Source organism: Clostridium sp. 1001271st1 H5 (assembly GCF_005845215.1).
Taxonomy (GTDB): domain Bacteria; phylum Bacillota; class Clostridia; order Lachnospirales; family Lachnospiraceae; genus Enterocloster.
Map to the genome: position 1 here is coordinate 105,030 of NZ_SPHO01000015.1, position 21,859 is coordinate 126,888.

A 21,859-nucleotide genomic window follows, 5' to 3' on the forward strand; every position below is an offset into this window, starting at 1 on the left:
TTTCGCAATATTTTTATGTGCTTATTACGGATAACAGGCCAGTGTCCTGTTCAGAAGTTCTGTAAATCCCTGAAAATCCAATGTAAGACCAGCCTCTGCATTGGGCTGTTCCCCCCTGAAGTCCATGGTGGGTTCCCTGTGCAGGTCAATCTCAGGCTCCGGTCCCCGCAGATGCCGGTAATCGCAAACCGTCATTCCCCTTGTGAATTCCCCCTTTAACTCCACTGTTATATGCATGGGGGCACCTTTTATAAGGGTATCATCAATCAGCCACGCCACCGCGCATGCATCATGGATATTGGCTCCGGCCAGGCTGGCATTCTTCTCAGTTGCGTCCATAAAGTACTCTACCAGCTGTGCTGCAAACACAGCGCTTCTTGTTCCTATCCGGTAAAATTCATCCACATGCTTCTGTACCAGGAAACACTGGCGTGTCAGGTTGACACCGCACATCTTTACGTGCATTCCCGAATTAAACACCCTGTACGCTGCCTCCGGGTCCACGAATATATTAAACTCAGCTGCCGGCGTCCAGTTGCCGTATGTGACGGAACCGCCCATGATGCTTAATTCACGGACACGCTCCACAATTCCGGGCTCCCGGTTGATGGCTGCCGCTATATTGGTGAGGGGACCGGTGGCAATCAGGGTTACATCGTCTGTATTCATGATTGTCTCAATCATAAAATCAACTCCGTGTTTATCCTGGGCCTTAACAGACGGCTCAGGAAGCACCGGACCATCCATTCCCGTAGGTCCGTGAAACTGGGGCGCTGTCACCAAAGGCGCTACCAGAGGACAGGAATGGCCCGGATATACCTTGATATCCTCCCGTCCAATAACCTCCAGTACCTTCAGCGCATTTTTTGTGACATTCTCCAGGCTGCAGTTTCCGCCTATGGTGGTGATTCCCAGCAGGTCCAGATGGGCCGCCGCCAGCATGATGGCAAAGGCATCATCATGACCAGGGTCACAATCCAGTATTACTTTTCTCTTATCGCTCATATTACCTCCATCCAAAGCCGCCTTAACCTCTCTGTGGTTTTGGCCGCTTTTCAGCTATGAATAATTCCACATCTTCCCTGCAGGGACAGGACCTGGCGCCCTTTCGCTCCACGGTATAACCGGACACAGCATTTCCGTATTCCAGACACTGTCCCAGGCTGCCGCCTGCCAGCCTTTTTGCTATGAATCCTGCATTATACACATCCCCTGCCCCTACGGTATCCTCTACCTCTACATGAAAGGCCGGGCACCCGGTCTCTCCTTCCGTGGAAAAAGCTTTGCTTCCATTTTCTCCCATACGCGCAATCATGACATGCCCTACGGATACCAGGCCCCGCACGCTGTCCTCCCAGTCATCCCTGGGATTCAAATAATAGAATTCCTCTTCCCCTGAGCCCAGGACATAGCTTGAATACTTCATAATTTCCATCACAGCATCCCGGTAGGACCTGTCCAGTTTACCGTCGTCCACTCTCAGGTTCAGGTCAAAGGAGGTGGGTATCCCCCTCTCGTACGCGGCCCGGAACATCTGTATGATGGAATGTCTGGCGGACGTGTCATCCACAATTGCCATGCCGGACGAGTGAAGCCATCTGGTATCGGAAAGCCAGCCGTCACCCATGCGCCTAAGGTCGATTTCCTTAAACGCCTGGTCTGTGCGCGGCCATCCCCACAGATACCGCTCCCCATACTCGTCTATGAAGGCAAACACACACACGGTATTCCTGTCCGGGTCTTCCATCATATACGTGGTATCCACGCCTTCCCTTTCAAAATCCCTGCGTATATACGCGCCGTACTGGTCACATCCAATGGTGCCTGCAAATCCTGTCTCGACCCCCAACCGGCTTAAGGCCACCGCCGTGTTGGCACAGGTTCCCCCTCCTGCCATGCAGGGAGAGGGGTATTCCACCAGGGTTCTCCGTTCATTGAGAAACCTGGGGAAGGGCACAATCAAATCCACATTGGCATCGCCTGCCACCAGGACTTTAGGCACTAAGGGACGCCTCAATGAAGGCCTTTACCTTTTCCGGGTCTTTGCAGGATTTTCCTTCCTCCACATGGTCGAAGTTGGTGAGGCTGAAGGAATCCACCCCGTAAGGCCGCGTCTCCGCAATGGCCTTTGCCACATTGGAAGCGTCCAGTCCCCCCGCTATAATGCAGGGAACGGATGTGCTCTCAATGATAGCCCTGTCTATGCTTCTGTCGTGGGTCAGCCCTGTGGCGCCTATGTCATTGGCTGTATCTGCCTTTGTGTCGATGAGGAAGAAATCGGAAACAGCCTCATATTGCTTTACATATTCCAACGCCTTCTGCTCCTCTAAGGGCACATTCTGGAGCACCGGGATTGCCTGCATGATTTTAAGGCCGGGAAACCGGTTTTTCAGCTCCCGTACCTGTTCCGGGCTGATTCCCTCTATATTTCCGGAAAGATGAAGCACATCCGGCAGGACCTCCTTTAAATTCTCCGTAATCTCCTCAATGTCCTCAGCAATGGTCAAACCTATCTTAACAGCCTCAGGCTGCACTCCCTCAAAAATTTCCTTTGCCCTCTCAAGGGTCAGCTGTCCGGGGGTTCTCTTGATTTTACCGTAGGAAACCCCAATATGGTGGGCCCCCATCTCAATCACCATTCTCGCATCTTCCACGGTACGTATGCCGTAAATCTGAATCTTAACGTCTGCCATATTATTTTCTCCTTCTCCCAATCATTCTGCTGCCTGCGGGAATGCAATGCTTATATCCCGTCCCCGGCTCCCTTTATGGATGCTTCAAGGCATTTCATAAATGCATCCACCTTAAACACAGTTTCCTTAAGCCCTGCACCCTGGGCAACCCTGGTGATGGGCGGCGGGGATACAAAGCTCTGTTTTAAAAGCTCTGTCCTGGCAAATACCTCTGCAGCAGGACCGTCAACCAGCACCTTTCCTTTGCACATGACCACCACCCGTTCAAAATTTTCCACCACGAATTTCATGTCATGGGAAATTGTGATGCAGAGTTTTCCTCTTTCCTTTAAGGCTGTAACGATGTCCTTCAGCCGCTTGTTTCCGTCCACATCCTGGCCGCAGGTGGGCTCGTCAAATACCAGGGCCTGCGGGTCCATCATGATGATGGAAGCCACTGTACAGAATTTCTTTTCCGTAGCAGTCAGGTCAAAGGGATGCTCCTCCAGCTTATCCTCCAGACCGCACAGCCTGGCTGTCCAATCCAGCAGCTCCTTTATCCTGTCCTCGTCCATCCCAATCTGTCTGGGGCCAAATTCAAGCTCTTTCCTGACACTGTCCAAAAACAGCTGGTCGTCCGGGTTCTGGAACACATATCCCACTGTTTTGGACCATTGGGCCGTTGACCTGCTGTTGATATCCTCTCCATTGACCAGCACCTGGCCGGATGTGGGCCGGAGAATTCCGTTAAAATGCTTCACCAGCGTGGTTTTTCCGGCTCCGTTCTGTCCAATGATGGCCACGGGCTCATTTCCCTCTATCACCAGGTCGATTCCCTTTAAGGCTTCATCCCCAGTTGGATAGACGTGCTTCATTCCTTTTAATTCCAGCCTCATCCTGCCATCACCTCCTTAACCAGCTGAATGGTATCTTCCTCAATAACCTTTACCGGTCCATTGTACAATCCCCTGTCCTTAAGGGCCTGTGAGACAGCCACATAATCAGGCGCTCCAATGTGGTGGGACATGATATCCGGATTTCCAAATATAGCCTCCGGCGTATCCAGGGCAATCTGCTCTCCCTGGTCCAGCACCAGAATCCGGTCCGCGCATCTGGCCACCCGTTCCATATCATGGTCTACCATAATAACGGTTACGCCGTTTTTATTCAGTTCCTTTACAATATCAAATATCTCTTCACTTCCCAGGGGGTCTAACTGGGTGGTGCACTCGTCTAACACCAGAATGCTGGGTTCCATAATAAAGGTGGAACCAAAGGCAACTCTCTGTACCTGGCCGCCGGAAAGCTCCAGCGGATTTTTGTGTATGATATGGTCAATCCGCATGAGCTTGGCCACATACTCCACCTTCTTTAACATATCCTCCCTTGGTATCCCCTTATTGCCCAGCCCGTAGGCCAGTTCCTCTGCCACGCTTCCGGCCGTGTAGGAAAGCTGGTTAAAAGGATTCTGGAACACCAACCCGATTTTGGACGACAGCTCTGCAATGGAACTTTCCTGTGTATCCACTCCGTCCACAAAAATCTGCCCTTTCAGCTTACCTGTAAAATAGTAGGGAATCAGGCCCACCAGTGCATTGCACAGGGTGGACTTGCCTGAGCCGTTCTGCCCGATAATGCACAGGAACTCCCCTTTTTTTACCTGAAAATTAAGCCCGTTCAGCACTCTTCTTTTGGCGTCCCTGTATTTAAACTTCAGGTCTTTTACTTCCAATACTGCTTGTTCCATAGTGTCCTCCTAATACATACCTTAAATAACATGAAGCCTCATGAGAATGCTGGCTGCCAGAACCGCCATAAAAAAGAGAATCAGACAGGTCTTGCATATCCGGTCCGAGAGGGAAGTGGTCACCTCCACATAGGTGGTGGGCTTCACCCCTTTTATGCCGAATCCCCTGGTTTCCAGGGTCATGCCTCTTTCCTGGGCATCTGTAAGGGAAGACATAACCACCGGTCCCAGTAAAGGTATGTAGGCCTTCAGCCTGGCCATCATGGTGCCTTTGGTATCCACGCCCCTGGCATTCTGCGCTTCCTGGATTACGCTCATCCTGCGCTGCATCTGAGGAACCACATTCAGGCTTGCCAGAATCAGATATCCCACCTTAGGATTCATGCCTGATGCAGTGAGGGCAGCCACCAGCTTACCCGTGTATGTGGTGGTGGACATCAGATAAAAACTTCCCAGGAATGTAAGGAGCGTACCCACGATTTTAAGGGCATACAGGGTTCCCTCCAGTCCCAGCTTTGCAAATCCCAAATCAGCGATAATGGTCACGTTTTTCGGACTGTACAGGCCCTGTATAAACATCAGCATCACAAAAATAGGGACAAAAAACATAAAGATAAATTTAGAGAATTTCTTTAACAGCCCTGCCAGGGCGGCCACAACAAACAGACCGGCCACAATTATATATCCCAATATGAATCCCGGATAAATAAGGGCGCTTAATCCCAGGCAGAATATCGCATATATCTTTACCATTGGGTTCATCCTGTCAATGGGCGAATCCATTGGTATGTAATTAGATGTCTTTGCCATCTTTTTTCAACCCCCATAAGAGTATTTTCAGAATCATACCTTCCTGCCGCTGTCCGGATTAATCCTCATCGTCATCATCATCGTCCGCTGCATCCACTGCATACTGGCTTAAGAACCTCTTGGGAATCCTCTTTAACAATATGTAGGCAATGGCAAACGCAATGGCGCGGTCCGCCAGGTTCTCAACCATGGATGAGGCAAACACGGATTTAACAATATCCTTTGTAGCGGCAATCAGGCCGGCTGTCAGTACGGAGGTTCCTGTTGCTCCCGTTGCCCCGCCGAATACAAAGATGGTTATGCAGGAAGAAATCACAACAGATGAAAAGGTAACAACCAGCCATGTGACAACCACGCCCCAGGTCTTCTTAAACATGCCGCCCTTAATCATATAACCGGTAATCAGACCGGCCGCAATGCTTACAAGTGAGTATGGCACATAGATTGGATTGGACACCAGGGCCAGGAAGATATTGGTGAGGAATCCGACCAGGGCAGCTACCCAGGGACCTGCCAGGGCAGCAGACAGAATGGTGCCTATCATATCCAGGAACAGGGGAAGCTTCAGCGTGGAAGCAAGCGTTCCTCCAATCAGGTTGATTCCCACCGCAATCGGTATGAGAACCAGGGACTTGGTTGAGAACTGCGCCTTCAAACCTTGTACAAATGTCAGTTTCTGTTTCTTGTTGTTCATGTTACACCCTCCTAAAATAGTATGATTTTCATGCAGTACATCCTGTATGCCACGACCCCTTTTGCCTTAAAAAACATATCTTGTAACATATAAGATGTAATACAAGTTGATTATATAAAAAATACATTGGAAATAATTTTCCTAATGCATTTTTTATGTTCCATATACCCTGTCAGGCTTCGTCATGTACCATGTTCTCCCTGACCTCCAGCTCAATCTGGTCAAAGAGTTCATTGTTCAGTTTTTTTAATTTGGGGACATCCCCTGTTTTGATATATTCCAGCATCTTTGAATGGAAATCAATGCCCTCTTCTGCTCCCCGTTCCGTCACCGCTTCCTTCATGGCTGCGCTGAGTATATCGTAAATCAGATTGCTGATTTTTATGATGAAGGGATTGCCTGTCATCTCATACAGCTTCATATGGAATTCCAAATCATATTTGGTATACTTTTTAAGATTGGTCCTGTAGTACTGTTTCATCTTATCCAGTGTCCTGGATAAGAAGACAATATCCCGCTCCGTGGTATTCCTGGTATACAGGTCAATGATTCCCACTTCCAGAATTCTTCTGTATTCCACCACAAACAGTATATCCCCCGGGGTCATGAGAAGCATGGGCGTCAGGGACTTCAGATAATTATTGGTGGTAAACTCCTTGACAAATGTCCCTTTTCCCCTGTATGTCTCCACCAAATCCATGGCAGCTAACTTCTGTATAGCTTCCCGCACAGATATACGGCTGACGCCCATAATGCTAGTCAGCTCATTCTCTGAAGGTATCTTCTCTCCCGGTTTCCATTTGCCTGTGGTAATCTGTGAAAGAAGCTGGTCAAAAACCTGTTCCCTTATATCCTTTTTATCCAATGCATGCAAATCAAATTCTGCACTCATATCATCATCCATTCTCCGGGCCTTCTGCATGTCAGGCCGTTTATTTTTCCTATCTCTGATAACTTGTATTATAACTTACAAGTACTTTTCTGTCAAATACTTCTTATAATTACAGGTATTTTTCTCATATTTAATACATTTTTACTTGGGTTTTTCTTCCGCGGACGCACTTTTATTGTGTATATTGCACTAATACAATCCGATTTCCGGATTTCAGCGCGTCTTTATGACTCTCCCGACAGCTCCCCTTCATTGGCCTCTTCCCTGCATATCTCCTGCCCGGGCTGGTAATCCGTCACAGCCAGCTCCATCACGGCCTGGGGGTAATTCACGGACATCCTGACAAACCTTCCCTTTTCCCTGGCAGCCTCAGACGCAATTCCTGCAATCTGCTCCAGCACGTCCCTGGTCAGATACCCGCCCCGCCAATGGAATACATAATAGGGCTGTTTCTTCCTCAGCACTGTCTTAAAACGCCCGGCCACATCCTCCAGCCTGGTCAGGGACAGCCGGTTCTCCCTGTAATAAAACCTGCCTCCGTCCGTACATTCAGGCACTTTATACACCAAAGGCTGGTGGTCCCTGAATATCATCTTGTCATCCAGGTTAAAATAATCAAACCGCTTCTGTCCATACCGTCCCAGGGAATTGTCAAAGGTGGCATCCAGGTGGTACCATGTGTTTTTTAGCTTTACCAGATTCCAAGCATGGCGGTATTTAATTCCCCTGTCAGGGGCTGATTCGCTTATGGCTATGATGCATTCCAGTCCCAGCCTGCCGCACAGTATTTTCACGGTCTTGGCAATGCCTTCACAGACCCCGATTCCCTGCTGGAGAGGGCCTATGATTTCATGGGAATACTGCTTTTTCAGCTTGTCATAGGTAACATTGGAGCAGATAAAGTCATGTACATACTTCTCCTTATCCTCCGGCGTCATAGCCTCTGCCTGACGCACCAGGCGGCTGATTCTGGACTCCAGAGCTGTCCGCATTTCCTTTATCTTCTTTTTCTCAAACATATATTCCGGTATCATCTGTACATACTCTGAATTCTGGGCAAACCGGTAATGAAAGCCCTCCACAAAAAATATAGACGGATGGTCCAGGCGCAGCCTGAAGAAAATATCCGACAGCTCCTTTCCATCCAGGCGCAGGACCGGAAATTCCGGCGATAAGGCCTCAAATCCGTCCAGCATGGCCCTGTAGGCATTCTGCTGCGCTTTACTCATCTGCTGGTAATAAAATTCCTGTTTCATATTCGTTCCACATATCCTTCTTATGTCTGTTTGTCCGGGTTCTGTTCTGCCTCTGAAAGAAAAGGCAGGAACCATGCACCTTCCGGTACACCCTCCTGCCTTGTATTCTCTCCTGTTATCAACCAACCCTCAGTTTAAACTTCTGTACTTCCCGGTCAGAATCTACTTTTTCAATCATGGCTCCCAGTCCCTGGAGCTTTTCTTCAAAACACTCATATCCGCGCTGGATATATCCGATTTCATCCACCACCGTATAGCCGTCAGCCGCCAGTCCTGCAATCACAAGGGCTGCTCCCGCCCTCAAATCCGGTGCATTGACCTGGGCTCCTGTCAGGCGTTTCACGCCGTCTATGACAGCCACATTGCCCTCTACCTTTATATTGCTGCCCATGCGGGCCAGCTCGTCCACATATTTGAACCTGTTCTCAAAAATACTCTCCGTTACCATGCTGGTTCCATTGGCCAGGACCAGGGCAACCGACATCTGAGGCTGCATGTCCGTAGGAAAGCCGGGATAAGGAAGGGTCTTAATATCCGTATGTCTCTGGGAAGGTTTTCCCACCACCCGGACCGCATCGTCAAATTCAATAACCTCACAGCCAATCTCCGTCAGTTTGGCGGAAATGGCTTCCAGATGTTTGGGAATCACGTTTTTAATCATGATATCGCCTCTGGTAGCTGCAGCAGCGCACATAAACGTACCTGCCTCAATCTGGTCCGGAATAATGGAATACTCCGTGCCATGGAGCCGGTTCACGCCCCTGATACGGATGGTATCCGTACCCGCGCCCTTAATATTGGCGCCCATACTGTTCAGGAAGTTGGCAACGTCAACTATGTGGGGTTCCTTTGCAGCGTTCTCCAAAATAGTCTGGCCCTCTGCCAGGGCCGCAGCCATCATGATATTGATGGTGGCTCCCACAGAAACCACATCCAGATAAATATGGCTTGCCACCAGGTCGATGGCATGGGCTATAACAGCCCCGCGCTCAATGGTAACCTCGGCTCCCAGAGCCCTGAATCCCTTGATATGCTGGTCAATGGGCCTGCTGCCGATATTGCATCCTCCCGGAAGAGGAACCTGGGCGCTCTTATACTTGCCCAAAAGAGCTCCTATGAAATAGTAAGAAGCACGTATCCTTCTGATATACTCATCATCAACAGATACCTCGCTTATATTGCTTCCATTTATCTTTACAGTGTGTCGGTCAATCCTGTCAACCCTTGCACCAATTTCCTGAATTGCCTCTAACAGTACATTGATATCCCTTACATCCGGCAGATTATCAATCACCACATCCTCGTCTGTCATGATAGAAGCAGCCAGTATTCCCAGTGCGGCATTCTTGGCTCCGCTTATGGTCACATCTCCCACCAGTGGATTCCCGCCTTTGATAATATATTGTTCCATTCCACACCTCTGATTTTTATTTAAACAAACCCTATATATAAGGAAAATACTCCTAAAGAAATCTTTAAACATTTGTTCATAATTTATTTACATCTTCTTAGATTATACCATAAGAATCAGATTTGTAAAGTAAAACGAAAATGCACACCCTAAAGTACACTGTCTACTCCACTGCCAGAGCGCACAGGAAATCATTCTGCAGGTTCTTAAAATACTCTGTGGCATCATTGAGCCCCATCTTTTGTGTCTCCTGGGTCTGAGGGTCATAGAGTGTCACATTATACTGGTCATAGCCGGATAAAAGCACATACTGTCCTGATTCCACATAAGCTATCACAGGGATACCCTTGTCAATATAGTACAGAATCTGGTTCAGGCTGCATCCTCCTGCATCGATTAGTATAAGTCCGTCCTCATAGACACGGCTGCCGTCAAATGCGTCCAGATACTTTGTAACCTTCCTTGCCTCATCCACCGGAGCTTTTATATTGCGTATGGGCTGCCTGTTGATTCTGTCCCACACAATATGCTGGCTGCTGTCCGTCACATAGCCCATCTGTCCATAGGCCATCTCCACTGCCTGGCTGAAGGTTCTGGATGAGCCAATGTAATGCCCGCCTCCATATGCCCTGAATACCATGCCGTTCTCAGATGACGGGGATGCCGCCTTTCCTGTATCCAGAACGCTTGTATATTCATAGGAAAATGCCTTGGGCGCAGATGTACGGACCTTATCTCCGTTAATTTCCGAATCTGACTGGACAAAATAAACCTTTCCCTTATCCTGGGAGGCAAACCAGCCGATTCCCTCTAAGGGGTCCTTCTCAACTCTCTGGTTACACACAATGGTATCCTCATTCTGATACAGATACTGGTTCTCTCCCAACGGCACCAGACGCTTCAGATGAATTCTTCCGTCCTGGGCCACTACATCCGTTATATAAATGCCGTCCTTCCTGTATTCGCTCTCCACCTGCATCTGTGTATCCACAATGTACATTGCATACATAGGCATACCCTTCAGGCGGCCGTTGACAATCCACTTATCCTTGGAGTTGCTCAGTCCGTAAATCAAATCATTTCCAACAAACCCCAGTACCCTGACATAATCATTTACCTCTCCCACGATTTCCTGTTTCTGGGAAGTATTGAAATCCATAACATGGACCTTCTGGGACTCATACAGGTTCTGGCCTTCCTGCCATGCAAACCGGCTGGCGTCCCCGCTGACAGCATAGCTTCCCTCCGTCAGCCCCTGGGCCACCACAAGGGATTCATTGCTCTTAAGGTCAATACCGAATACAGTGCCCTGAAGCATAATGTACATCATATCATTTTCACTGAGATAGGACAATTTGTCCACATCTGCTTTCACCATCTCATAGGATTCGGATGCAGGCAGGAAAAACTTCTCCTGAACCGTATCCTGCTCCTTATCATAGCGGTAAAATACAACACCCATCCGGCCCTCATATTTGCCCCTGTTCATATATCCATACACCAGGAAATCCATGGAACCATCGTCCTGCACGGACAATATCTTTATATCATGTCTGTCGTAACCGCTTCTTACCCTGTCGTCTGAATTGCTTCTGAAGGAGAATACGCATACGGCCTGTTTATCATCATAATCATAACACCACAGGTCACCGCCTGTTTTAAACGCCACATAATTGGACTTTGGACTCTTCATGGTCCTTACCTTGTGGTCATTGGTGATTCCAAGAAGAATCTTTTTGCCTGAAAAAGACCGGGGTCCTCCGTCAAACTCTTCATTGGCATTTCGCTCATAGTTCATGAGGTAAATTCTCTGTTCATTCCACTTCATGGTGAAATTGTCCTCTGCATTCACCAGGGAACGTGTTCCGTCCTCCTCATTAATGGCAACCTGGTACCGAATCTGGATTTGTCCCATGATGCCGTCAAACTCCTGGAGAGTTACCAGGGGCTCACCCACCATCTCCACATCCAGGCCATCCCATGTCAGATGACTGAAGCTGGCCCTGATGGTAACATGGCCCAGGGAGCTGTTATCCTCTGTATCATTGGTTTCCAGATAGAATACCAGGTCCCTTGCCTGATTGTAATCCAGGCTTTTTCTGGTAAACTCCTCAGCCAGCCGGACCATATCTGATGCATAGGTGTTATCCGGCCACATGATTCTTGTGTAATAATGTATCTCCTTTTCCCCTGTGGTTACTGTAATTGACAGAAGATATGTTTCATTCCTGGCCAGCAGGTTTTGAATCGGCAGCACTGCGCTGACACTTCCGTCTCCGCTGTCCCACTCTTCCACCACAGTCCGCTCCACCAGCCTGTCCAGAGTAAGATTCCTCACCTCGTAGCTGATGCCTGTAATGGTGCTTCCATACTCCTGTATCCGGATATGAAGCCCACGGTCTTCAGGCAGCACAGAGATACTTTCCCTGGCTGCCTGATTCCCCATCTCCTGCATGTATCCATGCAGGCAATTGATTTCCTGACTGCCCAGTTGAGTATAAACCACTGGCAGCGACGGTTCTTCCATGGATGTATATACGGCTGATTCTTTTTCCATTGTGTTTCTGGCACTGATGAAATACACAACCAATGCCCCTATGAATATCAGGAACAAAATCCCTGCTTTTTGCAATATTTTCTTCATATGTGATTTTATCCTTTAAACTGGTTGCTCTGTATCATATCTATTTTATATAATATCCAGTAAAACTACAACTTAATCTTTTCGGAATTTTATTAATAATATATTTGTCATATCCTTACTGCTCCTATAAGGCGCACATGCCTCTGGCGCATCTCCTGTGGAACATTTCGTTGAGCAGAAGCACCTTAATCATGTCTCTTAACCAGGATGGTTTGTTTCCGTGATTGGGAGGCGGAGGAACCGGCCTGGGAGGTCTGGGCGGCCTGGGCATGGGCCTCGGAGGAGGTGTAGGCCTGGGCGGCTGCGGCGGCGTGGGCCTGGGCGGCTGCGGCGGCCTCGGTGGCTGTGGCGGTCTCGGCGGCGGCGTGGGCCTCGGTGGCTGCGGCCTTGGTGGTGGTGGCGTGGGCCTCGGTGGCTGCGGCGGCCTCACCGGACCAGGTCCCATGGGTGGTCTGCCTTGACCAGGTCCCATAGGCGGTCTTTCCGGGCCAGGGCCCATAGGCGGTCTTTCCGGGCCAGGTCCCATAGGCGGTCTTTCCGGGCCAGGTCCCATAGGCGGTCTTTCCGGGCCAGGTCCCATAGGTGGTCTGCTCTGGCCGGGTCCCATAGGTGGTCTGCTCTGGCCGGGGCCCATAGGCGGTCTTTCCGGGCCAGGTCCCATAGGCGGTCTTTCCGGGCCGGGGCCCATAGGCGGTCTGCTCTGGCCAGGTCCCATAGGCGGTCTTTCCGGGCCAGGGCCCATAGGCGGTCTTTCCGGGCCAGGTCCCATAGGTGGTCTGCTCTGGCCGGGGCCCATAGGCGGTCTTTCCGGGCCGGGGCCCATAGGTGGTCTGCCCGGACCAGGTCCCATGGGTGGTCTTCCTTGGCCGGAGCCCATAGGCGGTCTTTCCGGGCCGGGGCCCATAGACTGTCTTTCCGGGCCGGGGCCCATAGACTGTCTGCCTGATTTATTTCCCATGGGCAGCCTGCCTGAACCCTGCCCCATATTAGGTCGTCCACCCATTCTTTCATTTCCCGGAAAACCAGGTTCCATAGCTCTTATTTCCTGAGTCTCCATTATGATTCCGGATGGATTTACCACTGATTCCCTGTATCCCTGGAAATCATATTGGGTATTGGAAATGGCCTGCTCTTCCTGTAATTCCTCAGTGATTTCTACGTCCTCATTCTCACCAATGTCTTCCGCCTCACTTATGTCATCTGCCGGAACATTCACTAATTCCTGTTCCTGCTCTACTTCCAACTCATTATCCTCTGTAAACAAATCCTCATCCAGCCGGCTCATATCTTTTTTGAGTTCTGCCATTTCCATGACGGCTTTGTCATTCTCTGATATGTTCCACATGCTTTTGACTTTTTCCGCACCTTCAGATGCAATCACAGTATCACAGATTGTATTGCAAATCCGGTTAATCATCATATGGTCAGGATACTCATCATACATAGGGCTGTTTTTATAATCCAATCTGTCGCAAGCTTCTGCCACATACCCCTGCAAGATTCTTATTCCTGATGGATACATACTTTTCAGGTATTCAATGTCCTGCATCTACTCTCCCTTTTCCAATTTTCTCTTACCAATATCATATGCAGGCCAAATCCATTATGCGCCAACTTTCCAACCATTTCTCTAAAAAAATAAAAGACCGGATATTTTCCAGTCTTTTACAATTATTATGTGGTTAACTTTTTTTAATATAACCAAGAGCCTGTTCCAACGCCTCTTGTTCCTCATTGCCCAGAACAATATCGGTCTGTCCCATATCCACCACTTTAATATACAGATAACAACCTTCTCTGCTGTGAACGCAGTTTAATACAAATCCGCTGTTTGTGTAATCCAACATGGCAAATGCAAAACTGAGGTTCCCTCCCATTCCTTTAAAGGCATTATATTTGACAAGCCCATACTTTTGAAATGAGGCTCTCTGATTCCGGTTTAATGTTCGGATGGAATCCTTATTTGACCTGTCTTCGGCCCTTAAATCCCTGATTTCTTCAATCTGGTCCAGAATGACATCTTCCAGAGTCTCTGCATCTTTTCCTCTCATAAAATAGTCATATTGGCGATTTAGCCTTCTTACATTTGTCATTGTTGTAATCGTCAATATCAGCAGCAGAACCACTAATATCAATAACCCTGCTATGATATATGCAGGGTCAAAGGGAATTTGATTTAAGATGCTGTTCTCCATATAATATCCATCTCTCCTTTGTACCTAGCGAATTGATTCAATCATTTCCACAATCCGCTCTAATTCTGCTTCAGAATAATATTCAATTTCAATGCGTCCTTTATTTTTATCCTTGTTGTGGATGCTGACCTTTGTACCCATGACGCTCTTCATACGCTCTTCCAGGCTCTGATATATCAAGGCTAATGCCTCGTCCTTAGATTTGTCCTTCTTTTCTTCTCCTGTCTCTGCTTCCTTTGCCAGCCGTTTTACAAGACGCTCTGTTTCTCTGACGCTGAGTGATTCATCCAATATCATCTTTGCAGCCTTCAGCTGAAGTCCTTTATCTTCCAATGACAATAGCGCTCTGGCGTGACCGCTGGAAATAAGATTCTGAATCAGCATCTCCTGTATTTGGCCATCCAGTTTTAAAAGACGCATGGAATTGGTGATGGTGGCTCTGTTTTTCGATACCCTGGCCGCTATTTCCTCCTGGGTCAGCTTAAATTCAGATACAAGACGCTGATATGCCAAGGCCTCCTCAATAGGATTCAGGTCAGCTCTCTGCACATTCTCAATCAGTGCTATTTCCATGCTTTCCTGCTTGTTGTACTCCCGCAGAACAACCGGTATTTCCTTTAATCCAGCTATCTTGGCAGCACGCCATCTGCGTTCTCCGGCAATAATTTCATAAAATGTCCCCTTTTTCTGAACCAAAAGGGGCTGCAAAATACCATATCGTTTAATGGAATCAGCCAGCTCTGCCAGCTGTTCTTCGTTAAAATCCTTTCTGGGCTGTTCCCTATTGGGTTCAATCAAGGCCATTTTCACCAATAATTCCCCGCTGTTGCCATCTCCTTTATCAGTGGTAGCTGCCTTTGCCTTTGCAATCTCCTCTTCGCTTTCCTTTATGACATCTTCTCCAAAGATGGCTCCCAATCCTTTACCCAATCCTTTTTTAGCCATTACAACTCTTCTCCTCTGCTCATAACTTCTGCCGCAAGCATTCTATAGCTCTCAGCCCCCGTTGACCTTGAATCGTAAAGATTAATAGACATGCCATGACTGGGTGCCTCAGCCAGGCGTACATTTCTTGGTATAATGGTTTTATATATTGTTCTGTTTAAGCTGCTTTTAACACTTTCCACTACTTCCAGTGACAGATTTGTCCTTGCATCGTACATGGTAAATACCACGCCTTCTAATTCCAACTCCGGATTCAGTTTTCTCTTAACCAAATCCACAGTTTTTAACACCTGATTGAGTCCCTCCAAAGCATAATACTCACACTGTATAGGAACCAGTACGGTATCTGCGGCCGTCAGTGCATTTATAGTCAGTATATTTAGAGATGGGGGACAATCAATGATGATAAAATCGTATGTATCTCGAACTTGATTCAGATAGCTGCTCAGAAGCTTTTCCTTATTCTCGACTTCCTGAAATTCAATCTCTGCTCCTGCCAGATTCATATCGGAAGGAAGCACGTCCAGATTTGGCTGTATTTCCTTAATAATGCATTCATCCACAGATGCCTCTTCAATCAGCATGTCGTAAACAGTCCTATCAAAATCTTCCTGTTCCAGTCCCAGACCACTACTGGCATTTCCCTGGGGGTCAAAATCCACCAGCATAACATGTTGTCCTGCTTCAGCCAGACAGGCAGAAAGATTAATGGCTGTTGTCGTTTTACCAACCCCACCCTTCTGATTGGCTATTGTTATGATTCGTCCCATATGTATAAATTCCTTTCTCGAAAAAAACAAACTTTTCTTCGATTACTTTTACGATTATAACACAAGTCCTATGCTTTTCCTACGGGAAATTAGGAGAAAAAAAGAATTTTCATGTTTTATACAAAAAAATGTTTCACGTGAAACATTTTTAATGCAGAAAAGTGGCATCCTAATCCTACCCTGTCTTAATAATAATTTAATTCTCTAACCGTTGTAATAGCCCCCAGCTTGTATTATAATGGAGAAGAATCAAAAAACCGGCTATATAATATGTAATTTCAGGAGACTATTGAATGAAAACCAGGAATAAATTACTGACCTTACTTATACTGTCATCCGGAGCTGCTGCTGCTACTGCTCTGATTAACAAAGCTATAAAACTTTCGGCCACGTCCCGGAATGTACTGGAAGAACCAGAGGCACTGTGTTATAAATGGCGCTTAGGAAATATACATTATACTAAGGTAGGAACTGGTAAACCTATTCTGCTGGTACACGACCTGGCTCCTGCCTCCAGCGGATATGAATGGAAGAATCTGGTTGGAAAATTAGCAGAGACATATACAGTATACACCATCGACCTCCTTGGTTTTGGCCGTTCAGAGAAGCCGAATCTCACCTACACCAATTATCTGTATGTCCAGCTTCTCTCTGATTTTATAAAATCAGAGATTGGACACAGGACAGATATGATAGCCAGTGGTTCCTCAACCGCATTAGGTGTCATGGCCTGCAGCAATAGTCCTGAGCTCTTTAACCAGCTATTCTTTATAAACCCTGAGAGTCTTCTCTCCTGCAGTCAGGTGCCTGGAAGGAATGCAAAACTTTATAAGATTATATTAGATTTACCCATTGTTGGTACCTTAATATATAATATTGCTTGCAGTAAGCAGTTTATAACAAAAGAATTTTTGACAAATTATTATTATAATCCCTATTCTGTAAAGGCAAGAATAATTGATGCTTATCATGAGTCGGCACATTTAGGTGAATCTCCTAAATCTGTCTATGCCAGCTTAAAATGCAATTATGTTAAATGTAATATAGCGGGCGCTCTTAAGAAAATTGATAACAGCATATATTTATTAGGCGGAGGCGCCTTAGATGATATCAGGGAATGTATGGAGGAATATAAAGAATACAATCCTGCCATTGAGTGTGCGGTTATACCAAACACAAAATTACTGCCTCATTTGGAAAAACCGGCAGAAGTTTTTGATATGATTCAAACTTATTTATCCTAAAGCAGGAAAATGTTTCACGTGAAACATACGGTTCGGATTGATATTTCCGGACCTTTTTTTACTATTACATCAATGCTGGAAAACTGATTACATAACAAAATATACCATAAAAAGAAAGGGACCTTTTATATGCTACGAATTGGATGCCATTTATCCTCATCAAAGGGATATCGGGCCATGGCAAGGGATGCCAAAAAAATAAACGCAAATACATTTCAATTTTTCACCCGTAATCCACGGGGCGGTAATGCCAAAGCAATAGATGAGCATGATGTGAAAGAATTTTTGGCGGAGGCCCAGTCACTTGACATCAGTCCAATATTAGCTCATGCTCCATACACGTTAAACGCCTGTTCTGCCGACCCAAAATTAAGAGAGTTTGCTAAACGTACCATGGCGGATGATTTAGTAAGAATGGAATATACGCCTGGTAATATGTATAACTTCCATCCGGGAAGTCACGTAAAGCAGGGAACTGATATAGGCATTCATTTTATTGCTGAAATGTTAAATGAAATACTTGCCCCGGAACAGACCACTACTGTCCTGCTTGAAACAATGGCAGGAAAAGGTAGTGAGGTTGGCAGTGGGTTTGATGAGTTAAGGCGGATACTGGATTTAATTGAGTTGAATACCCATATGGGGGTCTGCCTCGATACCTGCCATATATGGGATGGGGGCTATGATATAGTCAACCATTTAGATGATATTCTGACAGAGTTTGATAATAAAATTGGATTGAATCGCTTAAAAGCCATTCACTTAAACGATAGCCAAAACCCATTGGGCGCACACAAAGACAGACATGCAAAGCTAGGTGAGGGGTATATTGGACTGGACACTTTTAAACGGATTGTCACACATCCGGAGCTGAAACATCTTCCTTTTTATTTGGAGACACCCAATGATTTAGATGGCTATGCACATGAAATACAAATGATGCGTGAAGTGGCAGATTAATCTTAAAATTATAGCATAGTCTTTTAATCTGCCATTTTAAGGACCTGCATTACTATCTTTGTCAGATAAAATATTTCTATTTTATATTCTTTATTTATCTTGCATATGAGTAAAATAAGAAGGTATCACTGATATTGTACCTTCTTATTTTTATAACTATAAAAGTGTTACATTTATTATTTAATTATATAATTACAATGCTTTTATCTATAGTTTTATTATTTGCTTTCGTTAAATCATGATTAAACTCTTGTTTCATTATATATACAAACGCTTAATAATCTTGAATTAATTCTTCATATAACTTTTTATATTATTATATCTAAACCTATATTTATATCTTCAGCTTGTCCCATTCGTTATATATCTATATATACATCTATCTGACATCTAATTATTTCAACCTCAACTGTCAACAGCCTATATACATAGATTGACTTATATATTAATTGATATCCTAATTTCTATTTTCATTTCTAGTTCCATTTATCTCTATATATATCTATACTCCTATATACTTATTTTCTATTCGAGCATATTAAAATAGTTTATAGCTAAAATTTGAGTTTTTACCTCTCATCTTATCTCACTTCTTATCTTATTTCTTATCTCATTTCTTATCTCAGCTCTTATCTCAGTACCTATCTCAATTCTTATCTCAATCTTTTTCAGTCTATACCTAATCTTCCATTACATCCTTAGCTTATTCATATATTTATATATTCATTGCTTCTACCTGAAAATCTCCTTCCTCTCAATTTATTTCTTTTATTTATCTCTCAATTCCATCTATAAGTTTATTCCAATACAATCCGCAAAAAAAAGGAATGTTTCACGTGAAACATTCCCTCCTACAGTACCAATCTCTCTTTAACATACATTAATTAAACTCTACCCCAACGGCTCCTTAGTCGGCATACCTGCTTTTCTCGGATACTTCTTAGAAATCCCCTTTACCTTCTTAATAACCACCAAAGACCTGGAGGCATCTGTACCGGGCAGCATAAATTTATCTACAAATTCAAGCTCTCCCCCCAATATACCAATAGCTTTACCTGCGGATTTCAATTCCTCTTCTATCTCTCCGGACTTATAAGGAACAAAAAAACCACCAATTTTCACAAAAGGCATACAATACTCAGACAAGGAAGCCAAATTAGCAACAGCCCTGGACACGCACCAATCATATATTTCTCTGTGCTCTGTCTGCCTCCCAATATCCTCAGCTCTCCCATGAACAAATTCCACGTTCCTTAAGTCCAGTTGGTTACAGACTTCCTCTAAAAATTTGACCCTCTTATTCAGGGAATCAAGCAATGTAAGCTTTATTCCCGGAAATGCTATCTTAAGTGGTATTCCGGGAAAGCCAGCGCCTGTGCCCACATCTATAACAGATTTTCCATCCAGCATACCCTTATCATAGACAGGACCATCATTGCTGTTACAATCACTTAAGACACCGCTATCTCTACCGCAACCAAATGCCCTGTCCATTTCCCCTATCTTCAGCACTCTAAACAGTGACAAGCTGTCACTAAAATGTTTGGACACCACATCCGGTTCATCTGTTATAGCTGTCAGATTCATCACCTTATTTTTTTCCACCAGCATTTCATAATAAGTAAAAAACTGCTCGATCTGTTTCTCACTTAACCTTATGCCCAGGAGTCCTGACTCCCGGTCCATCCGCTGTCTAAATGTATCTGTCATATCGGATCCTCTCACTGCTTTCTCGTAAAATGCACCAGCAGGACAGATATGTCTGCCGGTGATACGCCGGATATACGGGACGCCTGTCCAATGGTGGCCGGCTGCACCTTATTCAGCTTCTGGACAGCCTCCCTGCGGAGACTGTTGACTTCCGAATAGTCAAAGTCCTCAGGCAGCTTCTTATTCTCCAGCTTTTTAAACTGAGCAACCTGCTGCATCTGGCGCTTTATATACCCCTCATATTTAATCTCAATATTAACCTGTTCCCTCACATCATCAGGAAGCAGCGGTCTGTCTTTATCCAGTTCCGCCAGTTTATCGTAATCCAATTCCGGTCTCTTCACCAACTCTGCCAGCGTAATTCCGGATTTCAATAACGTGCTTCCATACTTTTCCAAATACGCCTGAACCTGGTCATTTACACCTATCACAGTCTTTTCCAGCCGTTTTATCTCTGACTGTATATCATCCATCTTCTTTAAAAGATGTTCATACTCCTCATGGCTTACCAGACCAATGTCATAGCCTATTTTTCTGAGCCTGATATCCGCATTATCCTGGCGCAGCAAAAGTCTGTATTCTGCCCTGGAAGTCATCATTCGGTAGGGTTCGTGATTCTCCTTTGTAACCAGGTCATCAATAAGAACGCCTATATATGCCTGTGACCGGTCCAGTACAACGGCTTCACGCCCCTGTATCTTCCTCACCGCATTCACGCCGGCCATGAATCCCTGGACAGCAGCCTCCTCATACCCTGAGCTGCCATTAAACTGTCCGCCTGCAAACAAACCGGAAATCTTCTTAAACTCCAGGGTCGGCTTAAGCTGCAGGGCGTTGATGCAGTCATATTCAATGGCATAGGCATTCCGCACTATCTTTACTTTTTCAAGGCCGGGAACTGTACGGTACATTGCATACTGTACATCCTCAGGCAGAGAACTGCTCATACCTCCCAGATACATCTCATTGGTATAAAGTCCCTCCGGCTCCACAAAAACCTGATGTCGGTTCTTATCCGGAAATTTAACCACCTTATCCTCAATAGAAGGACAATACCTTGGCCCGGTTCCTTCGATAGCACCTGAGAACAGAGGCGAACGGTCCAGATTTTCCCTGATAATACGGTGTGTGTCATCATTGGTATAGGTCAGCCAGCAGGAAACCTGCTCCTTCTGTATATCATCCGGATTCGTTGAAAAGGAAAATGGCACCACCCTGGAATCTCCCAGCTGCTCTTCCATCCTGGAAAAATCAATACTCTTCTTATCCACTCTGGCCGGGGTCCCTGTCTTAAACCGGAACATCTCAATCCCGTTTGCCTTCAGGGATTCCGTGAGATGATTAGCTGCCTGAAGGCCGTTAGGCCCTGTAGGATTGCTCACATCCCCATAAATACACCTGGCTTTCAGATATGTTCCTGTACACAGTATTACAGCCTTGGCATGATACACAGCGCCAGAAAACGTTTTTACACCGCTGACTGCCCCTTGCTCCACCATGATTTCGGACACTTCCGCCTGACGTATGGTAAGATGGTCTGTATTTTCCAGGGTCTTTCTCATATGCCTGCTGTAATCCTGCTTATCAGCCTGGGCGCGCAGGGAATGGACAGCCGGTCCCTTGGATTCATTGAGCATTTTGGACTGTATGAAGGTCCTGTCAATGTTCTTTCCCATCTCTCCCCCCAATGCATCCAGCTCCCTGACCAGATGGCCCTTGGAGCTTCCGCCTATGTTGGGATTACAGGGCATCAGCGCTATGCTGTCCACGCTGACCGTAAACATAATGGTTTCCATGCCCAGTCTGGCACTGGCCAGAGCTGCCTCGCATCCTGCATGGCCCGCGCCCACAATCACCACATCGTATGTTTCTTCTAAATAAGGCATCATTCCACGTTCCTCTTCCATAT

19 protein-coding genes are annotated in these 21,859 nt (G+C 46.2%); 2 read left to right on the forward strand and 17 right to left on the reverse strand.

All coding sequences use genetic code 11. The features are described 5' to 3' along the window. Window positions 1-24: 24 nt before the first annotated feature. The 15 genes from FGS84_RS21065 to FGS84_RS21135 form a co-directional block, all read right to left on the reverse strand. The gene (locus tag FGS84_RS21065; protein ID WP_138310292.1) at window positions 25-1,005 is read right to left on the reverse strand and encodes a nucleoside hydrolase; all 981 of its coding nucleotides are present in this window, start codon (window positions 1,003-1,005) and stop codon (window positions 25-27) included. 22 nt (window positions 1,006-1,027) lie between these two features. Then, window positions 1,028-2,017 (reverse strand): carbohydrate kinase family protein, encoded by a 990-nt coding sequence (locus tag FGS84_RS21070; protein WP_207739977.1) that lies wholly within the window; start codon window positions 2,015-2,017, stop codon window positions 1,028-1,030. Further along, window positions 1,995-2,693 carry a phosphoribosylanthranilate isomerase gene (locus FGS84_RS21075; RefSeq protein WP_138310294.1) on the reverse strand — a complete coding sequence of 233 codons (699 nt, stop codon included), beginning with the start codon at window positions 2,691-2,693 and terminating at the stop codon, window positions 1,995-1,997. Before FGS84_RS21075 ends, FGS84_RS21070 begins: the two co-directional genes overlap by 23 nt. A 50-nt stretch (window positions 2,694-2,743) precedes the next feature. Beyond that, entirely contained in the window at window positions 2,744-3,568 is an 825-nt protein-coding gene (locus tag FGS84_RS21080; protein ID WP_138310295.1) for an energy-coupling factor ABC transporter ATP-binding protein, read from the reverse strand. Beyond that, window positions 3,565-4,419, reverse strand: coding sequence for an ABC transporter ATP-binding protein (locus FGS84_RS21085; protein WP_138310296.1), 855 nt, complete (start codon window positions 4,417-4,419; stop codon window positions 3,565-3,567). Before FGS84_RS21085 ends, FGS84_RS21080 begins: the two co-directional genes overlap by 4 nt. A gap of 21 nt (window positions 4,420-4,440) precedes the next feature. After that, window positions 4,441-5,229, reverse strand: a complete 789-nt coding sequence (locus tag FGS84_RS21090) for an energy-coupling factor transporter transmembrane component T (RefSeq protein WP_138310297.1) — start codon at window positions 5,227-5,229, stop codon at window positions 4,441-4,443. A 58-nt stretch (window positions 5,230-5,287) separates the two neighbouring features. Beyond that, window positions 5,288-5,923 carry an ECF transporter S component gene (locus FGS84_RS21095; RefSeq protein ID WP_138310298.1) on the reverse strand — a complete coding sequence of 212 codons (636 nt, stop codon included), beginning with the start codon at window positions 5,921-5,923 and terminating at the stop codon, window positions 5,288-5,290. A 172-nt stretch (window positions 5,924-6,095) separates the two neighbouring features. Continuing rightward, window positions 6,096-6,827: a FadR/GntR family transcriptional regulator gene (locus tag FGS84_RS21100; protein WP_171042685.1), complete on the reverse strand. Its 732-nt coding sequence runs from the start codon at window positions 6,825-6,827 to the stop codon at window positions 6,096-6,098. 212 nt (window positions 6,828-7,039) lie between these two features. Then, a complete protein-coding gene (locus tag FGS84_RS21105) occupies window positions 7,040-8,071 on the reverse strand; it encodes a transglutaminase domain-containing protein (RefSeq protein ID WP_138310300.1) in 1,032 nt (343 codons plus the stop codon). Between the two features lie 118 nt (window positions 8,072-8,189). After that, entirely contained in the window at window positions 8,190-9,482 is a 1,293-nt protein-coding gene (locus FGS84_RS21110) for a UDP-N-acetylglucosamine 1-carboxyvinyltransferase (protein ID WP_138310301.1), read from the reverse strand. 163 nt (window positions 9,483-9,645) lie between these two features. Then, the gene (locus tag FGS84_RS21115) at window positions 9,646-12,126 is read right to left on the reverse strand and encodes a hypothetical protein (RefSeq protein ID WP_138310302.1); all 2,481 of its coding nucleotides are present in this window, start codon (window positions 12,124-12,126) and stop codon (window positions 9,646-9,648) included. A 426-nt stretch (window positions 12,127-12,552) separates the two neighbouring features. Then, window positions 12,553-13,137, reverse strand: coding sequence for a hypothetical protein (locus FGS84_RS31000; RefSeq protein WP_171042686.1), 585 nt, complete (start codon window positions 13,135-13,137; stop codon window positions 12,553-12,555). Between the two features lie 671 nt (window positions 13,138-13,808). Continuing rightward, on the reverse strand, window positions 13,809-14,321 hold the full coding sequence (locus FGS84_RS21125) for a DUF4446 family protein (RefSeq protein ID WP_138310304.1): 513 nt from the start codon (window positions 14,319-14,321) through the stop codon (window positions 13,809-13,811). A 24-nt stretch (window positions 14,322-14,345) separates the two neighbouring features. Next, complete coding sequence (locus FGS84_RS21130; protein WP_138310305.1) at window positions 14,346-15,266, reverse strand: ParB/RepB/Spo0J family partition protein; 921 nt, start codon at window positions 15,264-15,266, stop codon at window positions 14,346-14,348. Then, entirely contained in the window at window positions 15,266-16,036 is a 771-nt protein-coding gene (locus FGS84_RS21135; protein ID WP_138310306.1) for an AAA family ATPase, read from the reverse strand. The genes FGS84_RS21130 and FGS84_RS21135 overlap by 1 nt, the downstream gene beginning before the upstream one ends. Before the next feature lie 293 nt (window positions 16,037-16,329). On the opposite strand from FGS84_RS21135, the gene FGS84_RS21140 reads away from it, so the two are divergent. Next, window positions 16,330-17,280: an alpha/beta fold hydrolase gene (locus FGS84_RS21140; RefSeq protein WP_138310307.1), complete on the forward strand. Its 951-nt coding sequence runs from the start codon at window positions 16,330-16,332 to the stop codon at window positions 17,278-17,280. A gap of 129 nt (window positions 17,281-17,409) precedes the next feature. After that, entirely contained in the window at window positions 17,410-18,240 is an 831-nt protein-coding gene (locus FGS84_RS21145; protein ID WP_138310308.1) for a deoxyribonuclease IV, read from the forward strand. An 891-nt stretch (window positions 18,241-19,131) separates the two neighbouring features. On the opposite strand, the gene rsmG is transcribed toward FGS84_RS21145, so the two are convergent. Continuing rightward, window positions 19,132-19,950: a 16S rRNA (guanine(527)-N(7))-methyltransferase RsmG gene (gene rsmG, locus FGS84_RS21150; protein WP_138310309.1), complete on the reverse strand. Its 819-nt coding sequence runs from the start codon at window positions 19,948-19,950 to the stop codon at window positions 19,132-19,134. An 11-nt stretch (window positions 19,951-19,961) separates the two neighbouring features. Further along, entirely contained in the window at window positions 19,962-21,836 is a 1,875-nt protein-coding gene (gene mnmG, locus FGS84_RS21155; protein ID WP_347563862.1) for a tRNA uridine-5-carboxymethylaminomethyl(34) synthesis enzyme MnmG, read from the reverse strand. Window positions 21,837-21,859 lie beyond the last annotated feature (23 nt).

Coding starts and splice junctions, on each gene's coding strand:
- FGS84_RS21065 (WP_138310292.1), bottom strand. CDS start 1,005: ATGAGCGATAAGAGAAAAGTAATACTGGATTGTGACCCTGGTCATGAT.
- FGS84_RS21075 (WP_138310294.1), bottom strand. CDS start 2,693: ATGGCAGACGTTAAGATTCAGATTTACGGCATACGTACCGTGGAAGAT.
- FGS84_RS21080 (WP_138310295.1), bottom strand. CDS start 3,568: ATGAGGCTGGAATTAAAAGGAATGAAGCACGTCTATCCAACTGGGGAT.
- FGS84_RS21085 (WP_138310296.1), bottom strand. CDS start 4,419: ATGGAACAAGCAGTATTGGAAGTAAAAGACCTGAAGTTTAAATACAGG.
- FGS84_RS21090 (WP_138310297.1), bottom strand. CDS start 5,229: ATGGCAAAGACATCTAATTACATACCAATGGATTCGCCCATTGACAGG.
- FGS84_RS21095 (WP_138310298.1), bottom strand. CDS start 5,923: ATGAACAACAAGAAACAGAAACTGACATTTGTACAAGGTTTGAAGGCG.
- FGS84_RS21100 (WP_171042685.1), bottom strand. CDS start 6,827: ATGGATGATGATATGAGTGCAGAATTTGATTTGCATGCATTGGATAAA.
- FGS84_RS21105 (WP_138310300.1), bottom strand. CDS start 8,071: ATGAAACAGGAATTTTATTACCAGCAGATGAGTAAAGCGCAGCAGAAT.
- FGS84_RS21110 (WP_138310301.1), bottom strand. CDS start 9,482: ATGGAACAATATATTATCAAAGGCGGGAATCCACTGGTGGGAGATGTG.
- FGS84_RS21115 (WP_138310302.1), bottom strand. CDS start 12,126: ATGAAGAAAATATTGCAAAAAGCAGGGATTTTGTTCCTGATATTCATA.
- FGS84_RS31000 (WP_171042686.1), bottom strand. CDS start 13,137: ATGAAAGAATGGGTGGACGACCTAATATGGGGCAGGGTTCAGGCAGGC.
- FGS84_RS21125 (WP_138310304.1), bottom strand. CDS start 14,321: ATGGAGAACAGCATCTTAAATCAAATTCCCTTTGACCCTGCATATATC.
- FGS84_RS21130 (WP_138310305.1), bottom strand. CDS start 15,266: ATGGCTAAAAAAGGATTGGGTAAAGGATTGGGAGCCATCTTTGGAGAA.
- FGS84_RS21135 (WP_138310306.1), bottom strand. CDS start 16,036: ATGGGACGAATCATAACAATAGCCAATCAGAAGGGTGGGGTTGGTAAA.
- FGS84_RS21140 (WP_138310307.1), top strand. CDS start 16,330: ATGAAAACCAGGAATAAATTACTGACCTTACTTATACTGTCATCCGGA.
- FGS84_RS21145 (WP_138310308.1), top strand. CDS start 17,410: ATGCTACGAATTGGATGCCATTTATCCTCATCAAAGGGATATCGGGCC.
- rsmG (WP_138310309.1), bottom strand. CDS start 19,950: ATGACAGATACATTTAGACAGCGGATGGACCGGGAGTCAGGACTCCTG.
- mnmG (WP_347563862.1), bottom strand. CDS start 21,836: ATGCCTTATTTAGAAGAAACATACGATGTGGTGATTGTGGGCGCGGGC.